Origin of the sequence: Natrarchaeobaculum sulfurireducens (assembly GCF_003430825.1) — an archaeon.
Lineage (GTDB): Archaea > Halobacteriota > Halobacteria > Halobacteriales > Natrialbaceae > Natrarchaeobaculum > Natrarchaeobaculum sulfurireducens.
This window is the reverse complement of sequence record NZ_CP024047.1, coordinates 1,071,825-1,084,447: the sequence shown is the minus strand read 5'-3', so window position 1 is coordinate 1,084,447 and position 12,623 is coordinate 1,071,825. Positions and strand designations below refer to the sequence as shown.

Here is a 12,623-nt window from a genome sequence, read left to right as displayed (position 1 = left end):
TAGACAGTTGAACCAATACCCACATTCCTACCTTCCGGGAACACAGTTGACGAGAACAGGGACTTATTAGCCGACGTATGAACAATTATCCGCATTAGGCGACGCGACCGGTGACCACGTGGTGGGCCCCTGAGCATACCAGCCGAAACCTCACCGCGACCCGGAACCTCGAAGAGGCCGCTCTCCTCCCCGGGAGAACATGTACGGCGGTACGCTGAAGCGTATAAAACCGTTCACAATGGTGCCTGCGTCCACGCAGCCGATCCAAACGGCTCTCAAGAATCGGTGGTTCTCCACTCGAGTCACTACCCCAAAACGAATCGAAAAACGAAGCGAAATTACCGCTTGCGGAACCGACTATCGCCGACGATCAGTGCGGTGATCCCGACGAGCATCAACCCAACGCCGGTCCAGATCTGGTTCGCGAGCGGATACGTGTCGATGGTAATCGATGCACCACCCTCACTGACCTGGCCGACGACGTACGTGTCGCCGGTGATGCCACGTTCGATCAGCGCGTCGTTCGTGTTCATCTCGGAGCGAAGATACTCCTGTTCGGCGATGGACCCCTCGGCGACCTTCTCGTCGCCCTCATAAACCGTGATGTCGACCTCGTGTGAAACCATCCGCGGTTCGTGGACGTCCTCAGGCGGATCGGAGACGGTTCCCTTGTTGTCGGCGTCGGTATAGACGTAGGCGTCGGCGTCAGTCGCGAGCGACTCGCCATCAAAGACGTTTCCGCGGGCGATCACCTCCGTTCCCTCCTCGAACGACGTCGACGCGTCGGAACTCGCGAGCCAGACGTCGCTGTCGTCGAGACGGGCGACGTCGGTGTTTTCTATGGTGTCTATCTCGGTGATTTCCCCTCTGACAAGTGAGACCTCTTCGGAGACTGCGAGCATTTCCGCGGGCGACCGGGCCGCGTCCTGGATCGTCGGCTCCTCGACAGAGTCGTAGTTCGTGACCTCGACGGTGTACTCCGAGTCGGGAACCTCCTCGACGATCGGCTCGGGGTTGTCGGTCGCATCGGCGACCCCGACGACGGCAACCGACGCCGACGTCGAGAACAGGTAGACGAACGAGACGGCGACAATCAAGACCGCACCGCCGACGTGGATGAGGACGATTCCCGTCTCCCGGAGTTTGAAGGCTCTAGAGGGGACGCCTCTGACGCGGTCGACGTAGCGGACGGTCCAAGTTACCGCAAAGAAGACCGCTGGCGGAACGATCGAGAGGACACTCGCGTTGCCGACGATTCGGTAGACTGCCGGGTCGTGTGCGCTCGGATCACTCAGGAACCAGTTGGCCGACGGTGTCACGAACGCCGCTGCGATCGTCACGACGGCGACCGCGGCCGTCGCCCCGATGGCGAGCCGCCGCCGTCGCATGTCGAGCAACGCATAGAGACCGCCTGCAAGCAACATGAAGACGACGACCGGGTAACTCCAGAGGTTGTAGTGATCCTGGCCAACACTCACTTCGACGCCCGTCGCGGCGTTGCGAAGCACGGGGAACGACAGCCCCCAGATCGAGATGAACGCGAGTACTGCAAACGAGAGGACGGCACCGTGATAGACCGTTCGCCGACTGAGCCACGGTTCGTCGGCCGGTCGGTCAGGATCGCCGGCCTCGAGGAACCAGTAGGCAAACGGAAGGACGATCGCGAGCGTTCCGGTGACGGCGAGTAAGAACAGGATGCCGGTCCCGATACCGCCGGCCGCAAAGGAGTGGACGCTGCGGAAGACGCCACTGCGGACGACCGTCGTCGCGAAGATCACCAGCGGGAAGATCAAGGCAGCTGCCGCCGGCGCGAAGATCGAGTACTCGCCGCTCGTTTCGTATCGATTGGCCGCGTGTAACGCCGCCGTCAGTCCCAACCACGGGATCAGGACGGCCGTCTCGACGGGGTCCCACGACCAGAAGCCGCCCCAGCCGAGCACGCCGTACGCCCAGATGCCGCCGAAGACGATCGATGCCGTCAACAACAGCCAGGAGATACGCAGCCACTGGAGCATGCTCGGGAGCCACTCGTCGAAGACGCTCGCCTCACCACGGAACCGCGAGACGAAGTGAACGATCCCGAGCGCGAACGGGACGATCAACAGCGCGTACGCAGCGAACGTAATCGGCGGGTGAATCGCCATCCACGGGTCGATCAACAGCGGGTTCAGCCCGTCGCCGTCCGGCGGGACGAACCCTGCCGGCGTGTCCGGATACGCCACGTCGATCGGCGTAAACGGACTCTGGGTCGTCAACATCGCTGCGAACGTCGCGACGATCGCGAGCGAGATCGACTGGACGAGCCGCGACCCCCGTCCCTCGAAGTGACTCGAGTAAACAGTCCAGGTTGCGACGACGGCCGTCAGCGTCGCCCAGAAGAGGATCGATCCCTCGTGGTTCGCGTAGACGCCAGTCACCCGGTACAGAAGCGACAGGTACTCCGCCGAGTTCTCCCACACGTAGGCGTACGTGTAGTCACCGACGACGAAGAGGTAGGTCAAGTAACTGTGAGCGGCGACCAGTGCCGCTGTTGAGACCCCCGAGGCGACGAGCGTGAGCCGCTGGAACTCGTCGCTCCGGGTGAGATAGCCATACAGCAGTAACGCCGCCGACAGGCCGCTTGCGAACGCGGCGACGACGATCAGTAGTGTTCCAAACGTGAGTGCATCCGGTATCATTGGTTCTCTGCCGCACTTTCGAGTCGTTGGAGGAACTGGTCCTGTTCGGTGTAGCCGCCGAGTCGTGTAATCTCTTGTTCGTCGTTAGTCATGATAACGTGCTGTGGCGGATATGCGGCCTCGTGTTCGGCCGCCATACTGGCACCTGGGCCAGGGTCGTCGAGGTTGATCGCGAGCAGGACGTACTCGTCGAGAGTGTCACGAATCTCGTCGTCCTGATAGTGCTGGTCCTCGTAGTCCTGACAGTACGTACACCACGTCGTCCAGTAGTAGACCAAGACAGGCTTGTCCTCTTGCTCGGCGATCGCCAGCGCCTCGTCAGGGTCTTCGTGCCACTCGAGGCCGCCCTGGTAGGTGTAATCGTGATCGCTCAACACCGGTGCCGCGTTCATCGAATAGTAGCCGAACCCCAATACGGCGATGAGCACGACTATCGTGAGAAGCTTCCGAGGGGTCATTATAGGCGTATACTACGGTTTGGAGTGGCTGCTGAAAGAGTTGTCGTTCGAAAAATGAACGTTCTATCCGCGATTCGAGGATGGGTAGGTTATTCGTTGAGTCGACGGCTGTAGCCGACGAGTGCTGCAGCGGACACCAGTGCCAGCGCCAGCACGGCTGCACCGAGGCTCATGCCGGGGATGCTGTCGCCTTCATCGACGTCGTCACCGTTTTCGGCGTCGTCACCCTCTTCTTCCATGTCCTCGAAGTCCATCCCAGCGTCCATCGGGACCATCGACTCGCCGCTCGGGTTCGGCAGCTGTGGCATCTCCTGTTCCGGGTACTCGCCGGTCAGGCTGGTCAGGAACGCCGTGACATCTTCGACTTCTTCGTCAGACGGGTCCTGGTCGAGGCTGCAAGCCGACATCACGCGGACGGCTTCCTCGAGGTCAGGGACCTGTCCCGTGTGCATGTACGGAGCGGTGTGTTCGACGTTACGCAGCGTCGGCACCTTGTACATGAATTCGTCACTCTCGTCGTCAGTGACACCCATGCGGCCGGGGTTGTCCATCAGGTCGTACTCTTCGATGTACTCCTCACACTGTGGGTTGTCCTCGAATGTCGGGTGTGGCTGGTAGACGCCCTCTCCGGATTCAGGTTCGTCCCACTGGCCGCTGAACATCGGTCCGGAGTGACAGCTCTGACAGCCGAGGTCCTGGAACGTCTCCATGCCGTCGAGTTGCTGTTCGGTCAGCGCGTCTTCGTCACCCTGGACGTACTGGTCGTACGGGCTGTTCGGCGTGTTGAGCGTGCGTTCGTACGCGGCGATCGCGTCGACGGTGTTCTCGAGGCTAATCAGTTCCTCGAGGTCGTCGGGATCATCGACTTCGTCACCGTAGACCTCCTCGTAGGATTCGACGTAGTCGTCAACCCCACGGACGCGGTCGAGGGCTGCCTCGTGGTCTGGCATGCCCATCTCGACGTCAGCGACGATCGGTCCTTCGGCCTGTTCGGCCAGCGTGTCAGCACGACCGTCCCAGAACTGCGTGTGGTGGAATCCGGAGTTCCAGACGGTCGGCGACGCGACCGGACCGGTTTCACCGTGGACACCCATTGCGATCGGACGGCTGTCGTCCCCACCTTCCATCACGTTGTGACAGGTGTTACACGAAATGGTCCCCGTCTCGGAGATTCGCGGATCGAAGTAGAGCTGTTCACCGAGTTCGATCTTTTCTTCAGTGTCGCCGTCCTGTTCGATGTACTCGTATCCAGGGTGCGACTGGTCAGTCGGAGGCTCGACCGGCAAGTCCTCCGTGTCGTGTGTGAATTCGTCTTCGTCCACTTCGTTCGCAGCATCTTCGTGCTGCGCCATTGCGGCTGCTGCACCAACGATCAATAATGCACTGACACCGATTGCCAGCAGTATCAGTATTCGTCTGCTACCCATATTGGTCCGATTCAGTGGACGGGGCTTAAAGATTCGGGGTTATCCCACGGCAAATGGAACGAAACCTGTACTATTGAAGCTCAGCGAGCACAGGTCGGTGTACTGGTACATCGGATGGGCCACACCACACTGTACCTGGGTCAATCGGAATCATCGCCTCAGTGGCCCCCTAACCACAACTGGGCCGCGTTTCATTTACTCGCCCTCGGAGTATCAGATGTGCCCCGACCCGACATAAAAAGTCGCCCGCACGCTGTGCGCCCCAAGTGTAACCCAGCGTAATGGTCCACCATATTGCGGGCCAGTACGGTCACAGGAGTCCCCATCACAGTCAGCGGTTCTTCTGTAGTAGGCATTAGTACGGATCGTTGTACCATTTTCCGGTGGTCGCCGCCCCGTCAGAGCGACCACCGGCACCGATTTCAACAGACTGTATGACACTCACTGGCTACTGTAGTACTACAGAGGGCAAACCTTTAGACGACACCTCGCCGACTTCTGGATACTCGTGCTCCGATCGAATCGCCTGCTCGTGACAGTTACCGTCGCGTGCATCCTGCTCGCGGGTTGTACCGGCGTTGGGCCCATGTTCGACGACGATAGTGAGGCCGACACTACCGTCGACGCCGAAGAACTCCTCGCGAACGCCGACGCCGTCGAAACGTACCACGTCGAAGTGACGCGAACACTTCAGGCACCTGCAGTCAACGAGACGACCAGGCTCGACGGGGTCGTCGATCGTGAGAATCGACTCGCCTCGCTCTACAGCACGTCCGAGACGGACCTGGGCGACGGTCCAGAGACCACTGAGACGGAACAGTACGTCGACGGCGACGTACAATATACCACTGATTCCGGCGACTGGGATCGAGAAGTCCACCACGACGAAGCCGACGTCTGGGCGGAGCTCGATCGACTCGAGCGCGCAGTCGAGACCGTCGACGACACAGCCTTCGAGGACGCAGACCGGATCCGAACCGAGACCATCGCGGGGACCGAGACGACGATGTTCGAACTCGACGTGCCGGACGACCGCAAAGACGAACTGGCAGGCGTCGATGAACAGGCACACGTCGCGACGTCAGTCGAGCAACTCGTCTACTACGTCTACGTCGACACCGAGACGAACACGCTCTACGGGACGGACCTTCGGATGGAGGTCACGCAGGGCGAAGGGTCGGCGCTGATCACTACGGAGACGATGTTTTCCGAATTCGACGACGCGGACGAGGTGTCGGTTCCGGACGCGGCGATCGAAGAAACCGAGTAACGGTCGCGGTCCTCTGGAGGGGACAGACCAGCCTGACGATCGATCGAGGCCCAGTTCGACCAGCCTGACGAGCCGTCGAAGACCCGAGTTTCGAAGCCGTTCGTCACACAGTCGAGTCAGCCGTGAGTTCGATCAGTTCGCGATCTCAGTCATCGTCGTCTGTGTCACTATCAGTCCCTTCGTCGTCCGCTTCTGGGTCGACTTCGTCGTCCGGTAGCTCCGTGCCCGGATCGGCGCCACCTTCTCCCTCACGCTGTTTCGCCTCTTCGAACCGCTGTTCGGAGAGCACCGCGCTGATCGATGGCTGCTCGAGCAAATCGAGGATGACGTTGGCGTCGCCTTCGACGAGCAAGGTCCCTTCCGTCGCGGCGGTGTCGGCGTGGATCGCACCTGCCTCGTCGATTCGGGCACTTGCGTCATCGATGGCCGTTCCGATCAGTTCCTGTTCGCGTTCGGCGAGTTCCTGTTCGGCTTCTTCCTGCTCGAGGTCGCCCTCCTCGAGTGCTTCTGAGACCTCCATCTGGGCTTCCCGGAGCGCCGTCGGATTCGGCTGGACGATCACGGCAACGGTTCGACCGCCGTCGGTCGGTGCCGGAGACGACTCCTGGTCTTCGCTCTCCATCGGTGACTCCGCCTCGTTCTGGCGGTCCGTACACCCGGCGAGTCCGGCCGCACCGAGGCCGGTGAGTGCGAGAAATCGTCGCCGGTCGGGATTGGGTCGGGAGTTCATGGGGCGATCGTACGGCCGTGACGGAAAAAACGTCACGGGTCGTTCCCGCGACCTGGTATCGCCTCGGAGTTTTCTCGCGCGAGCAGTCGGCTCGTCGCTCGCGTCTTACGACCGAGCGACGATCTCAGCGCCGATCCGGTTGCAGACGAGCGCATACGCTGCCATCACACAACCACCTACGGCACCGAGAACGACGCCGCCCAGAACCACTGATAAGACGGGGATCGATCCTGGATCGATCTGGGTCGGAACCGGCGCGACGAAGCCGACCACGAACACTACCGTGAGATAGACGACCGCGACGAAGACGCCTACCATGGTGGCGTCGACGACCATCGATCGTGCGTCCCGCTCGCGGTCGACGACGCTCCCGGAGCCGGCAGCCACGAGCGTCAGTAGCCAGAAGTATCCGAAGAGGATCGTCGCCACCGCGGTGCCGATCTCCGGGAGAAACCACACGAGCTGACCGACGAGATGAGTGGTCAGCAGTGCACCCACTGCGACGAGCACGAGTGTACTCGTCCCGACCAGCCAGATCTCGAGCGCCCTATCCATGGGTGAGCACCCCTGCAAGCACGATCACGACACCGATACCGAGTCCGGTCAGGCCGTACAGCAATCTGACTCCCGAGTTCGTCGTCCTCGAGATGTCGGCTCGCTGGAGGTGGAGAACGGCGAACGTCCGAACGACCGACCCGGCGGCCACGACGAAGACGCAGCCGAGTTTGATCGCGAGGATCGTTCCTGGTTCGCTATCGATTGGGGGCGTCCCGAACGCGACGAGATTACCGAGCCCGGTAAAGACGAGCAGACTCGTTCCGCCCCAGAAGGCGCCCTCGAGCCAGGCCAACAGCCGCACCGAGACGGATTCCTCGAGCCAGAGCGCGAGACACACCGTCGTGACCGTCCCCAGGAGCACACCAGCCGTAAGAACGTGGAGGATTCGAACCGCGAGATACTGAGAGACGACCATCCTGCGTAGCTGTTGAGGCTAGTTCGGCAAGTACGTGATGGTGCGCTGGCCTACACACTGATTCGAGGTAGATCTGACAGCCGCTATAAAGCCATTGCTGTCGTAAGTCCCCGACGAATGACTCAGAGCACGTTCGGCTACCTGACGCCGGAGAACGCCCCGCTGTTCACCGACCTGTACGAGTTGCGGATGATGCAGGGCTACCACACTCATCGTTCCACGATCGGCAAGCAGAGCCCAGACGAAGAGAGCCGCTCATCAGTTACTTATTTTTACAGTAAGGGTTAAATATACTATATTATACACTTCTATCGACTCAGTAGGGTGCGATCCGAAGCTGGTCTCGCTACTCGAGCAGTCGACCGTGGGCGTCGATTTCGCCCGAGCCTATTCGGGTGGCGGAGATGCGTTGACCGTCGTGAATCGGCCCGGACGTGCCGGCGACCGCTGCGTGCATACGCGACGGGCCACCCCGAGCGCCAGCAACGTGTTTCGAGCACAAGCAAGGAGGCGGGCAAACTGAAATAACAGTATACCAGACAGTCACTCGATGCTGCAGAGGCTTCTTTACTCCCCTTACTGACGGTAGTGTAAGATGTCGATCGACGAGTTGCGAGCGTACGGCCTGACGGAGATGACAGATCCCGAGATTGCGAATTTTCTGGCGAGCCAACGCGTTGGCGTGCTCGCCCTTCCCGAGGAGGGGGCCCCGTATCTGTTCCCGATCTCGTACGGGTTCGACGGCGACGATAGCCTCTATTTCACGTACCTGTCCGGCTCGAGCAGCCGGAAACGACAGGCGACCGACGTGGCGGAGACGGCGAGTTTTCTCGTGTTCGCGGTCGATACGATGTATAGCTGGGAAAGCGTCCTGTTGACGGGTCGACTCGAGCGGGGTTCGGAATCGGCGTGGGACGACGTCGAGGCGCTTCTGGCCGACGTCTGGAGGCCGGATCTGTTCGAGAGCGCGTCGCTGTCCGGAGACGTCGAACTGTACGAGTTCCGTATCGAAGACCGATCCGGCGTCAAACACCAGGGACTTCCACCTGGCCTCGAGCCGAGCGAGACGTAGGGCGTGCCGTCGGCCCCTGTGTCGGCCGACTACTCCGTATTGACCGGCGTCTTCACGATTGTTACCGGCCGTTCGGCCATGTGAGCGACGCGTTCTGCCACGCTTCCGAGGAGCCGTCGGTACTCGTCCGACCGGTGTTTCGAGCCTACCACCGTGAGTCCGACGGCTGCGTCCTCGGCGTAGGTGAGGATCTCCTCGTGAGGGACTCCGTGGCGGATTTCGGTTACGGTCGAGACGTCGGCCGCTGCAGCCTGCTCGGCGATCTCGTCGACGGCGTCCCGGCCGGCGTTCTCGAGGGCACTCTCGAGACCCTCGAACTCGTGGACGTACTCGTCGCCGGGATAAGAGCTGTACGCGTCCGCGTCGACGACGTACAGCACGTGCAGTTCCGCGTCGTACCGTGTCGCGGCGTCGGTCGCGTGGTCGATCGCACGATCGACACCGGGACTCATATCGGTCGGGAGCAACAGTCGGTCGTACATCGGTTCGATTCATTCCGACGAGCGACATAAATCACGGGTGTGAGTGCGACGAGTACGTGCTCTGGTCGGCAACGGTCGTCGGCAGACGAGGGTAGATCACCGCCGGTTCCGGTGGCTTCCGTGTCACGATAAACGACGGGTTCTGTCCTCGAAAAGCGGGTTCATCGGTAGATTCATCACGATTACTGAACAGTCTCCGAACGTCATGAGCGGTGATCGGAGCCTGGGAAGAACGCTCCTGCTGGTTGGAGCGGTGGCTGCAACCGGGATCGTGTATGTAGGGCTCGTACCGTTGTATCTCTCTGCAGGCGATCCTGACAGGGCCATTCGATCGATCGTGGTCGGCTGGGTGCCTTACGCGCTCGTCTGGTACCTGCTCGGCCGACGCCTGTCGTCGCCAGAGCGCCTCCCGAACATGCGCGCGGCCGACGCCGGTCTCGCGTTCGTCCTCGTCTCCTTGCTCGCGAGTCTCGGACTCGACGCGTGGGGCGTTACCCCGGAACTGGTCCCGGAAGCACACGCACTCCAGGCCGTCGGCATATTCGTCGGGCTTGCACTCCTGGGCTGGGGCATCGGCCGACGGTCGAAAGCGCTCTCTCGAGCCGCGTAGTGCGATCGTGTCTGCACTGACGTTCAGTGGCCACTATAGTCACTGATCGGTGGAGACTGGACCGCTGTCGGAACTAACGACGAGGACGTCGCGCCCGCTGTGGCGGGTGACGCCTTCTGTGACACTTCCAAGCATCATCCGGCTGATTCCCCCGCGTCCTCTCGATCCCATGACGATGACGTCGACGTCGACATCGTCGGCGTAGTCAAGGATTTCCCGAACGGGGACGCCCTCGCGAACCGCGGTCGTCACTGGAACATCGAGTTCAGCAGCCCGGTCTGCGACCTGTGTGACGTACTCCTCTCCTCGCTCGCTGAGGACATCGTCTGCACTGGCGGTATCACCTGGCAGCGCGACGGACCCGAGCGGCCCCGTCTCGACGACACAGATAACGTCGACCGTCGCGTCCATCGTCTTCGCCAACTCGAGTGCCGCCGCTGCGGACGCCTCGGCATAGTCGCTCCCGTCTGTCGGAACGAGTATTCGATCGTACATACGTCAGCTATCTCGCCGCGATATATAAAGCCAGGACGTAGTCGATTGACTCGCCAGAAGTGACCAGATCGACAGACCGGTGTCGAGTCGTCGAGCCTGCTTCGGACGACGGTGATCGAACGATCATCGACGGTAACAGGGCTCGCAACTGATACGAGTTTCGGAAACTCACGATACCGGAGAATCGCCGAGGATATGTATGCGCCCTGGGAATCGACGATCACACATGGACGTAACTGCTATCGTCGATCAGGAATTCGACACGTACGACGAGGCGACGCCGGTTTCGAAGCTCCGCGGGGCGTTCGAAGACTCCGCACAAAAAACGCTCGTGATCACTCGCGACGGCGAGTTCGAGGGGATCGTCGCTCGACGCGACGTGCTCTCTTCTCACGAAAAGACGTCGCGGAAAGCACGCTCGCTCGTTCGCTCCGTGCCGACGATCGAAGCCGACGAAGACGTTCGCGAGGCAGCCCGACTGATGATCGCCGGTGACACCCGGCTCCTGCCCGTCCTCGAGGGCGACGACCTCGTCGGCGTCGTTCGGGCCGACGATCTCCTCGGACACGTCCAGCCGTTCCTCTCGGTGCTGGACGCCGACGACGTCGCGTCGACGGACATCGTCTCGGTCGAGCCGACGACCACGCTCGGAAAGTCGCTCGCGACGTTCCGAACCGAACGCATCCAGCATCTGCCCGTCGTGAGCGAGGACGACCCTGCAGACGTGGTCGGGATCGTCAGCCTCGCGGACGTCCTCGAGTTCGTCACCCGTGAGCTCCAGCGCTCGCAGGGCGGCGACCCCAACGAGGATATGGATGCGAGCTCCGGCGGCCACCACGGTGGCTTCGGCGCTCGCGAGGGCGAAAGCGCCGATCTGCTCGAGCTCCCCGTTCGTAACGTCATGGTCGAGACGCTCGGCACCGCGAGTCCGAACGACGACCTCGATGCCGTCCTCGAGACGATGCTCGAGTTCGGTGGCTCGTCGTCGATCATCGTCGACGACGATGGCGCACTCACCGGTATCGTCACCAAGACGGACCTCCTCGAGTCGCTGACCTGGACCGAAGAACAGCGGCTGCCGGTCCAGGTGTTCGGTGCCGACCTCATGGCGGATACGAACCGCGAGGAACTCGCCGAGCGCATCGAGGACGTCACCCGAAAGTTCCGTGACATGCGCGTCTTCGAGGCGAAGGTCCACTTCCAGAAGCACAAAGAACAGCTCCGCGGCGTCCCGCTCATGCACGTCCGAATCCGGTTGTTCACCGACAAGGGCCTGTTCGTCGCCGCCGACGAAGGGTACGGCGACCGCCACGCGTTCTCGCTCGCGTTGAACGCGATCGAACGCCAGATCCTCGAGGGCAAGACCAACGGTAAATCCAAGAAGCCGGCCGACCAGGAAGACCTAGAGAAGGTCTATGGCTGGTGGCTGAGCCCGTAGTCGGCGAGGTACCGTCAGACACCACATCGCGACTTCGACTCTCTTTTGGGCTGTCGAACCGGGAGAACGACTAACCCGACGGCCAGTGACAGTTCGGACAGCTACGATGGCTGATTCGATCACCGATACGAAGACGTTGCTGGTCCCGATCGCGAGCGAAGAGACGGCCGAGCGACAGCTAGATATGGCTATCGGCCTCGCCCGGGAGCGATCGTATCGGATCCGTCTCCTCTACGTACTCGAGGTGCCACCGCAGTTGTCCCTCCAGGATGGTCGCCGGTATCTACTCGAGGAGGAAACAGAAACGGTGCTCGAGGCGGCTGCTAACCGGGTCGAAGCTGCTGGCGTGCCAGTCGACCAGCGAATCCGGATGGCCCGAGACGTCGCGGCCGGAATCGTCGGCGGCGCGACGGCGTACGAAGCAGCCGAACTCCTGCTAGGGTGGCGGGGCCGGCCGCCGCGCGAACAGGTACTCCTCGGGAGCCACCTCGATACGGTATTGCGGTCAGCACCGTGTGATCTGCTCGTCGAGCGCATCAAGACGCCGACGCCCAAGATCGAGTCGGTGCTGGTCGGTGTCGCTGGCGGTCCACACGACGCCTACGCTGCGGAGACGGCCGGAGCTATTGCCCGCCAGCACGACGCGTCGGTCACACTGCTTCACGTCTACGACGCCGACGATCCGGACCTGTCGCGAGCGGAGGCGAACGGACTGCTCGCGAGAACGGCCGCTCGAGTCGAGCCTGCCCCCTCGGTCACGCGTGAACTCGTTGCGGCCGGCGACGTTGCGGGGACGCTCACCGACTGGACGGCAGACTACGACGTCACCTTCCTCGGCACCTCTCGAGGCGGGCTTCTCAGGCGACGGGTTCTCGGAACCGTCTCCGAGGCCGTCGGCCGGCACGCCGCCGGGACGGTCGTGCTGGCGAAACGACACGAGCCCGCTTCGTCGCGGCTACGTCGGCTGTTTTAGGTCGGTCGTGGCTCGGC

Annotated in this window: 14 protein-coding genes; 6 read left to right on the top strand and 8 right to left on the bottom strand. The window is 61.9% G+C overall.

Going from position 1 to position 12,623, the window contains the following annotated elements:
• Nucleotides 1-338: 338 nt before the first annotated feature.
• From ccsA to AArc1_RS06565, 3 genes are all read right to left on the bottom strand, one after another.
• Nucleotides 339-2,678, bottom strand: a complete 2,340-nt coding sequence (gene ccsA, locus AArc1_RS06575; RefSeq protein WP_117363620.1) for a cytochrome c biogenesis protein CcsA — start codon at nt 2,676-2,678, stop codon at nt 339-341.
• Nucleotides 2,675-3,136 (bottom strand): thioredoxin family protein, encoded by a 462-nt coding sequence (locus AArc1_RS06570; RefSeq protein WP_117363619.1) that lies wholly within the window; start codon nt 3,134-3,136, stop codon nt 2,675-2,677. The genes ccsA and AArc1_RS06570 overlap by 4 nt, the downstream gene beginning before the upstream one ends.
• Before the next feature lie 89 nt (nt 3,137-3,225).
• Nucleotides 3,226-4,563 (bottom strand): cytochrome-c peroxidase, encoded by a 1,338-nt coding sequence (locus AArc1_RS06565; RefSeq protein WP_117363618.1) that lies wholly within the window; start codon nt 4,561-4,563, stop codon nt 3,226-3,228.
• A gap of 508 nt (nt 4,564-5,071) precedes the next feature.
• Here AArc1_RS06565 and AArc1_RS06560 point away from each other — a divergent pair.
• Nucleotides 5,072-5,833: a hypothetical protein gene (locus AArc1_RS06560; protein WP_228442396.1), complete on the top strand. Its 762-nt coding sequence runs from the start codon at nt 5,072-5,074 to the stop codon at nt 5,831-5,833.
• Nucleotides 5,834-5,978: 145 nt separating this feature from the next.
• Here the strand turns inward: AArc1_RS06560 and AArc1_RS06555 are convergent, their stop codons facing one another.
• The 3 genes from AArc1_RS06555 to AArc1_RS06545 all read right to left on the bottom strand — a co-directional run bounded on the left by AArc1_RS06555 (nt 5,979) and on the right by AArc1_RS06545 (nt 7,536).
• Nucleotides 5,979-6,563, bottom strand: coding sequence for a hypothetical protein (locus AArc1_RS06555; protein WP_117363617.1), 585 nt, complete (start codon nt 6,561-6,563; stop codon nt 5,979-5,981).
• A 105-nt stretch (nt 6,564-6,668) separates the two neighbouring features.
• Nucleotides 6,669-7,118, bottom strand: coding sequence for a hypothetical protein (locus tag AArc1_RS06550; RefSeq protein ID WP_117363616.1), 450 nt, complete (start codon nt 7,116-7,118; stop codon nt 6,669-6,671).
• Nucleotides 7,111-7,536: a DUF2214 domain-containing protein gene (locus tag AArc1_RS06545; RefSeq protein WP_117363615.1), complete on the bottom strand. Its 426-nt coding sequence runs from the start codon at nt 7,534-7,536 to the stop codon at nt 7,111-7,113. The genes AArc1_RS06550 and AArc1_RS06545 overlap by 8 nt, the downstream gene beginning before the upstream one ends.
• Before the next feature lie 117 nt (nt 7,537-7,653).
• Between AArc1_RS06545 and AArc1_RS18955 the strand changes: the two genes are divergently transcribed.
• The gene (locus tag AArc1_RS18955) at nt 7,654-7,824 is read left to right on the top strand and encodes a hypothetical protein (RefSeq protein WP_154670848.1); all 171 of its coding nucleotides are present in this window, start codon (nt 7,654-7,656) and stop codon (nt 7,822-7,824) included.
• 307 nt (nt 7,825-8,131) lie between these two features.
• A complete protein-coding gene (locus AArc1_RS06540) occupies nt 8,132-8,608 on the top strand; it encodes a pyridoxamine 5'-phosphate oxidase family protein (RefSeq protein WP_117363614.1) in 477 nt (158 codons plus the stop codon).
• A 29-nt stretch (nt 8,609-8,637) separates the two neighbouring features.
• Here the strand turns inward: AArc1_RS06540 and AArc1_RS06535 are convergent, their stop codons facing one another.
• Entirely contained in the window at nt 8,638-9,090 is a 453-nt protein-coding gene (locus AArc1_RS06535) for a universal stress protein (RefSeq protein ID WP_117363613.1), read from the bottom strand.
• 205 nt (nt 9,091-9,295) lie between these two features.
• On the opposite strand from AArc1_RS06535, the gene AArc1_RS06530 reads away from it, so the two are divergent.
• Nucleotides 9,296-9,700 (top strand): hypothetical protein, encoded by a 405-nt coding sequence (locus AArc1_RS06530; RefSeq protein ID WP_117363612.1) that lies wholly within the window; start codon nt 9,296-9,298, stop codon nt 9,698-9,700.
• Nucleotides 9,701-9,739: 39 nt separating this feature from the next.
• Here AArc1_RS06530 and AArc1_RS06525 read toward each other — a convergent pair whose 3' ends face one another.
• Entirely contained in the window at nt 9,740-10,195 is a 456-nt protein-coding gene (locus AArc1_RS06525) for a universal stress protein (RefSeq protein ID WP_117363611.1), read from the bottom strand.
• 226 nt (nt 10,196-10,421) lie between these two features.
• On the opposite strand from AArc1_RS06525, the gene AArc1_RS06520 reads away from it, so the two are divergent.
• Together AArc1_RS06520 and AArc1_RS06515 are read left to right on the top strand one after the other, a co-directional pair.
• Nucleotides 10,422-11,633 carry a CBS domain-containing protein gene (locus AArc1_RS06520; protein ID WP_117363610.1) on the top strand — a complete coding sequence of 404 codons (1,212 nt, stop codon included), beginning with the start codon at nt 10,422-10,424 and terminating at the stop codon, nt 11,631-11,633.
• 106 nt (nt 11,634-11,739) lie between these two features.
• Nucleotides 11,740-12,606, top strand: coding sequence for a universal stress protein (locus AArc1_RS06515; RefSeq protein ID WP_117363609.1), 867 nt, complete (start codon nt 11,740-11,742; stop codon nt 12,604-12,606).
• Nucleotides 12,607-12,623: the final 17 nt, after the last annotated feature.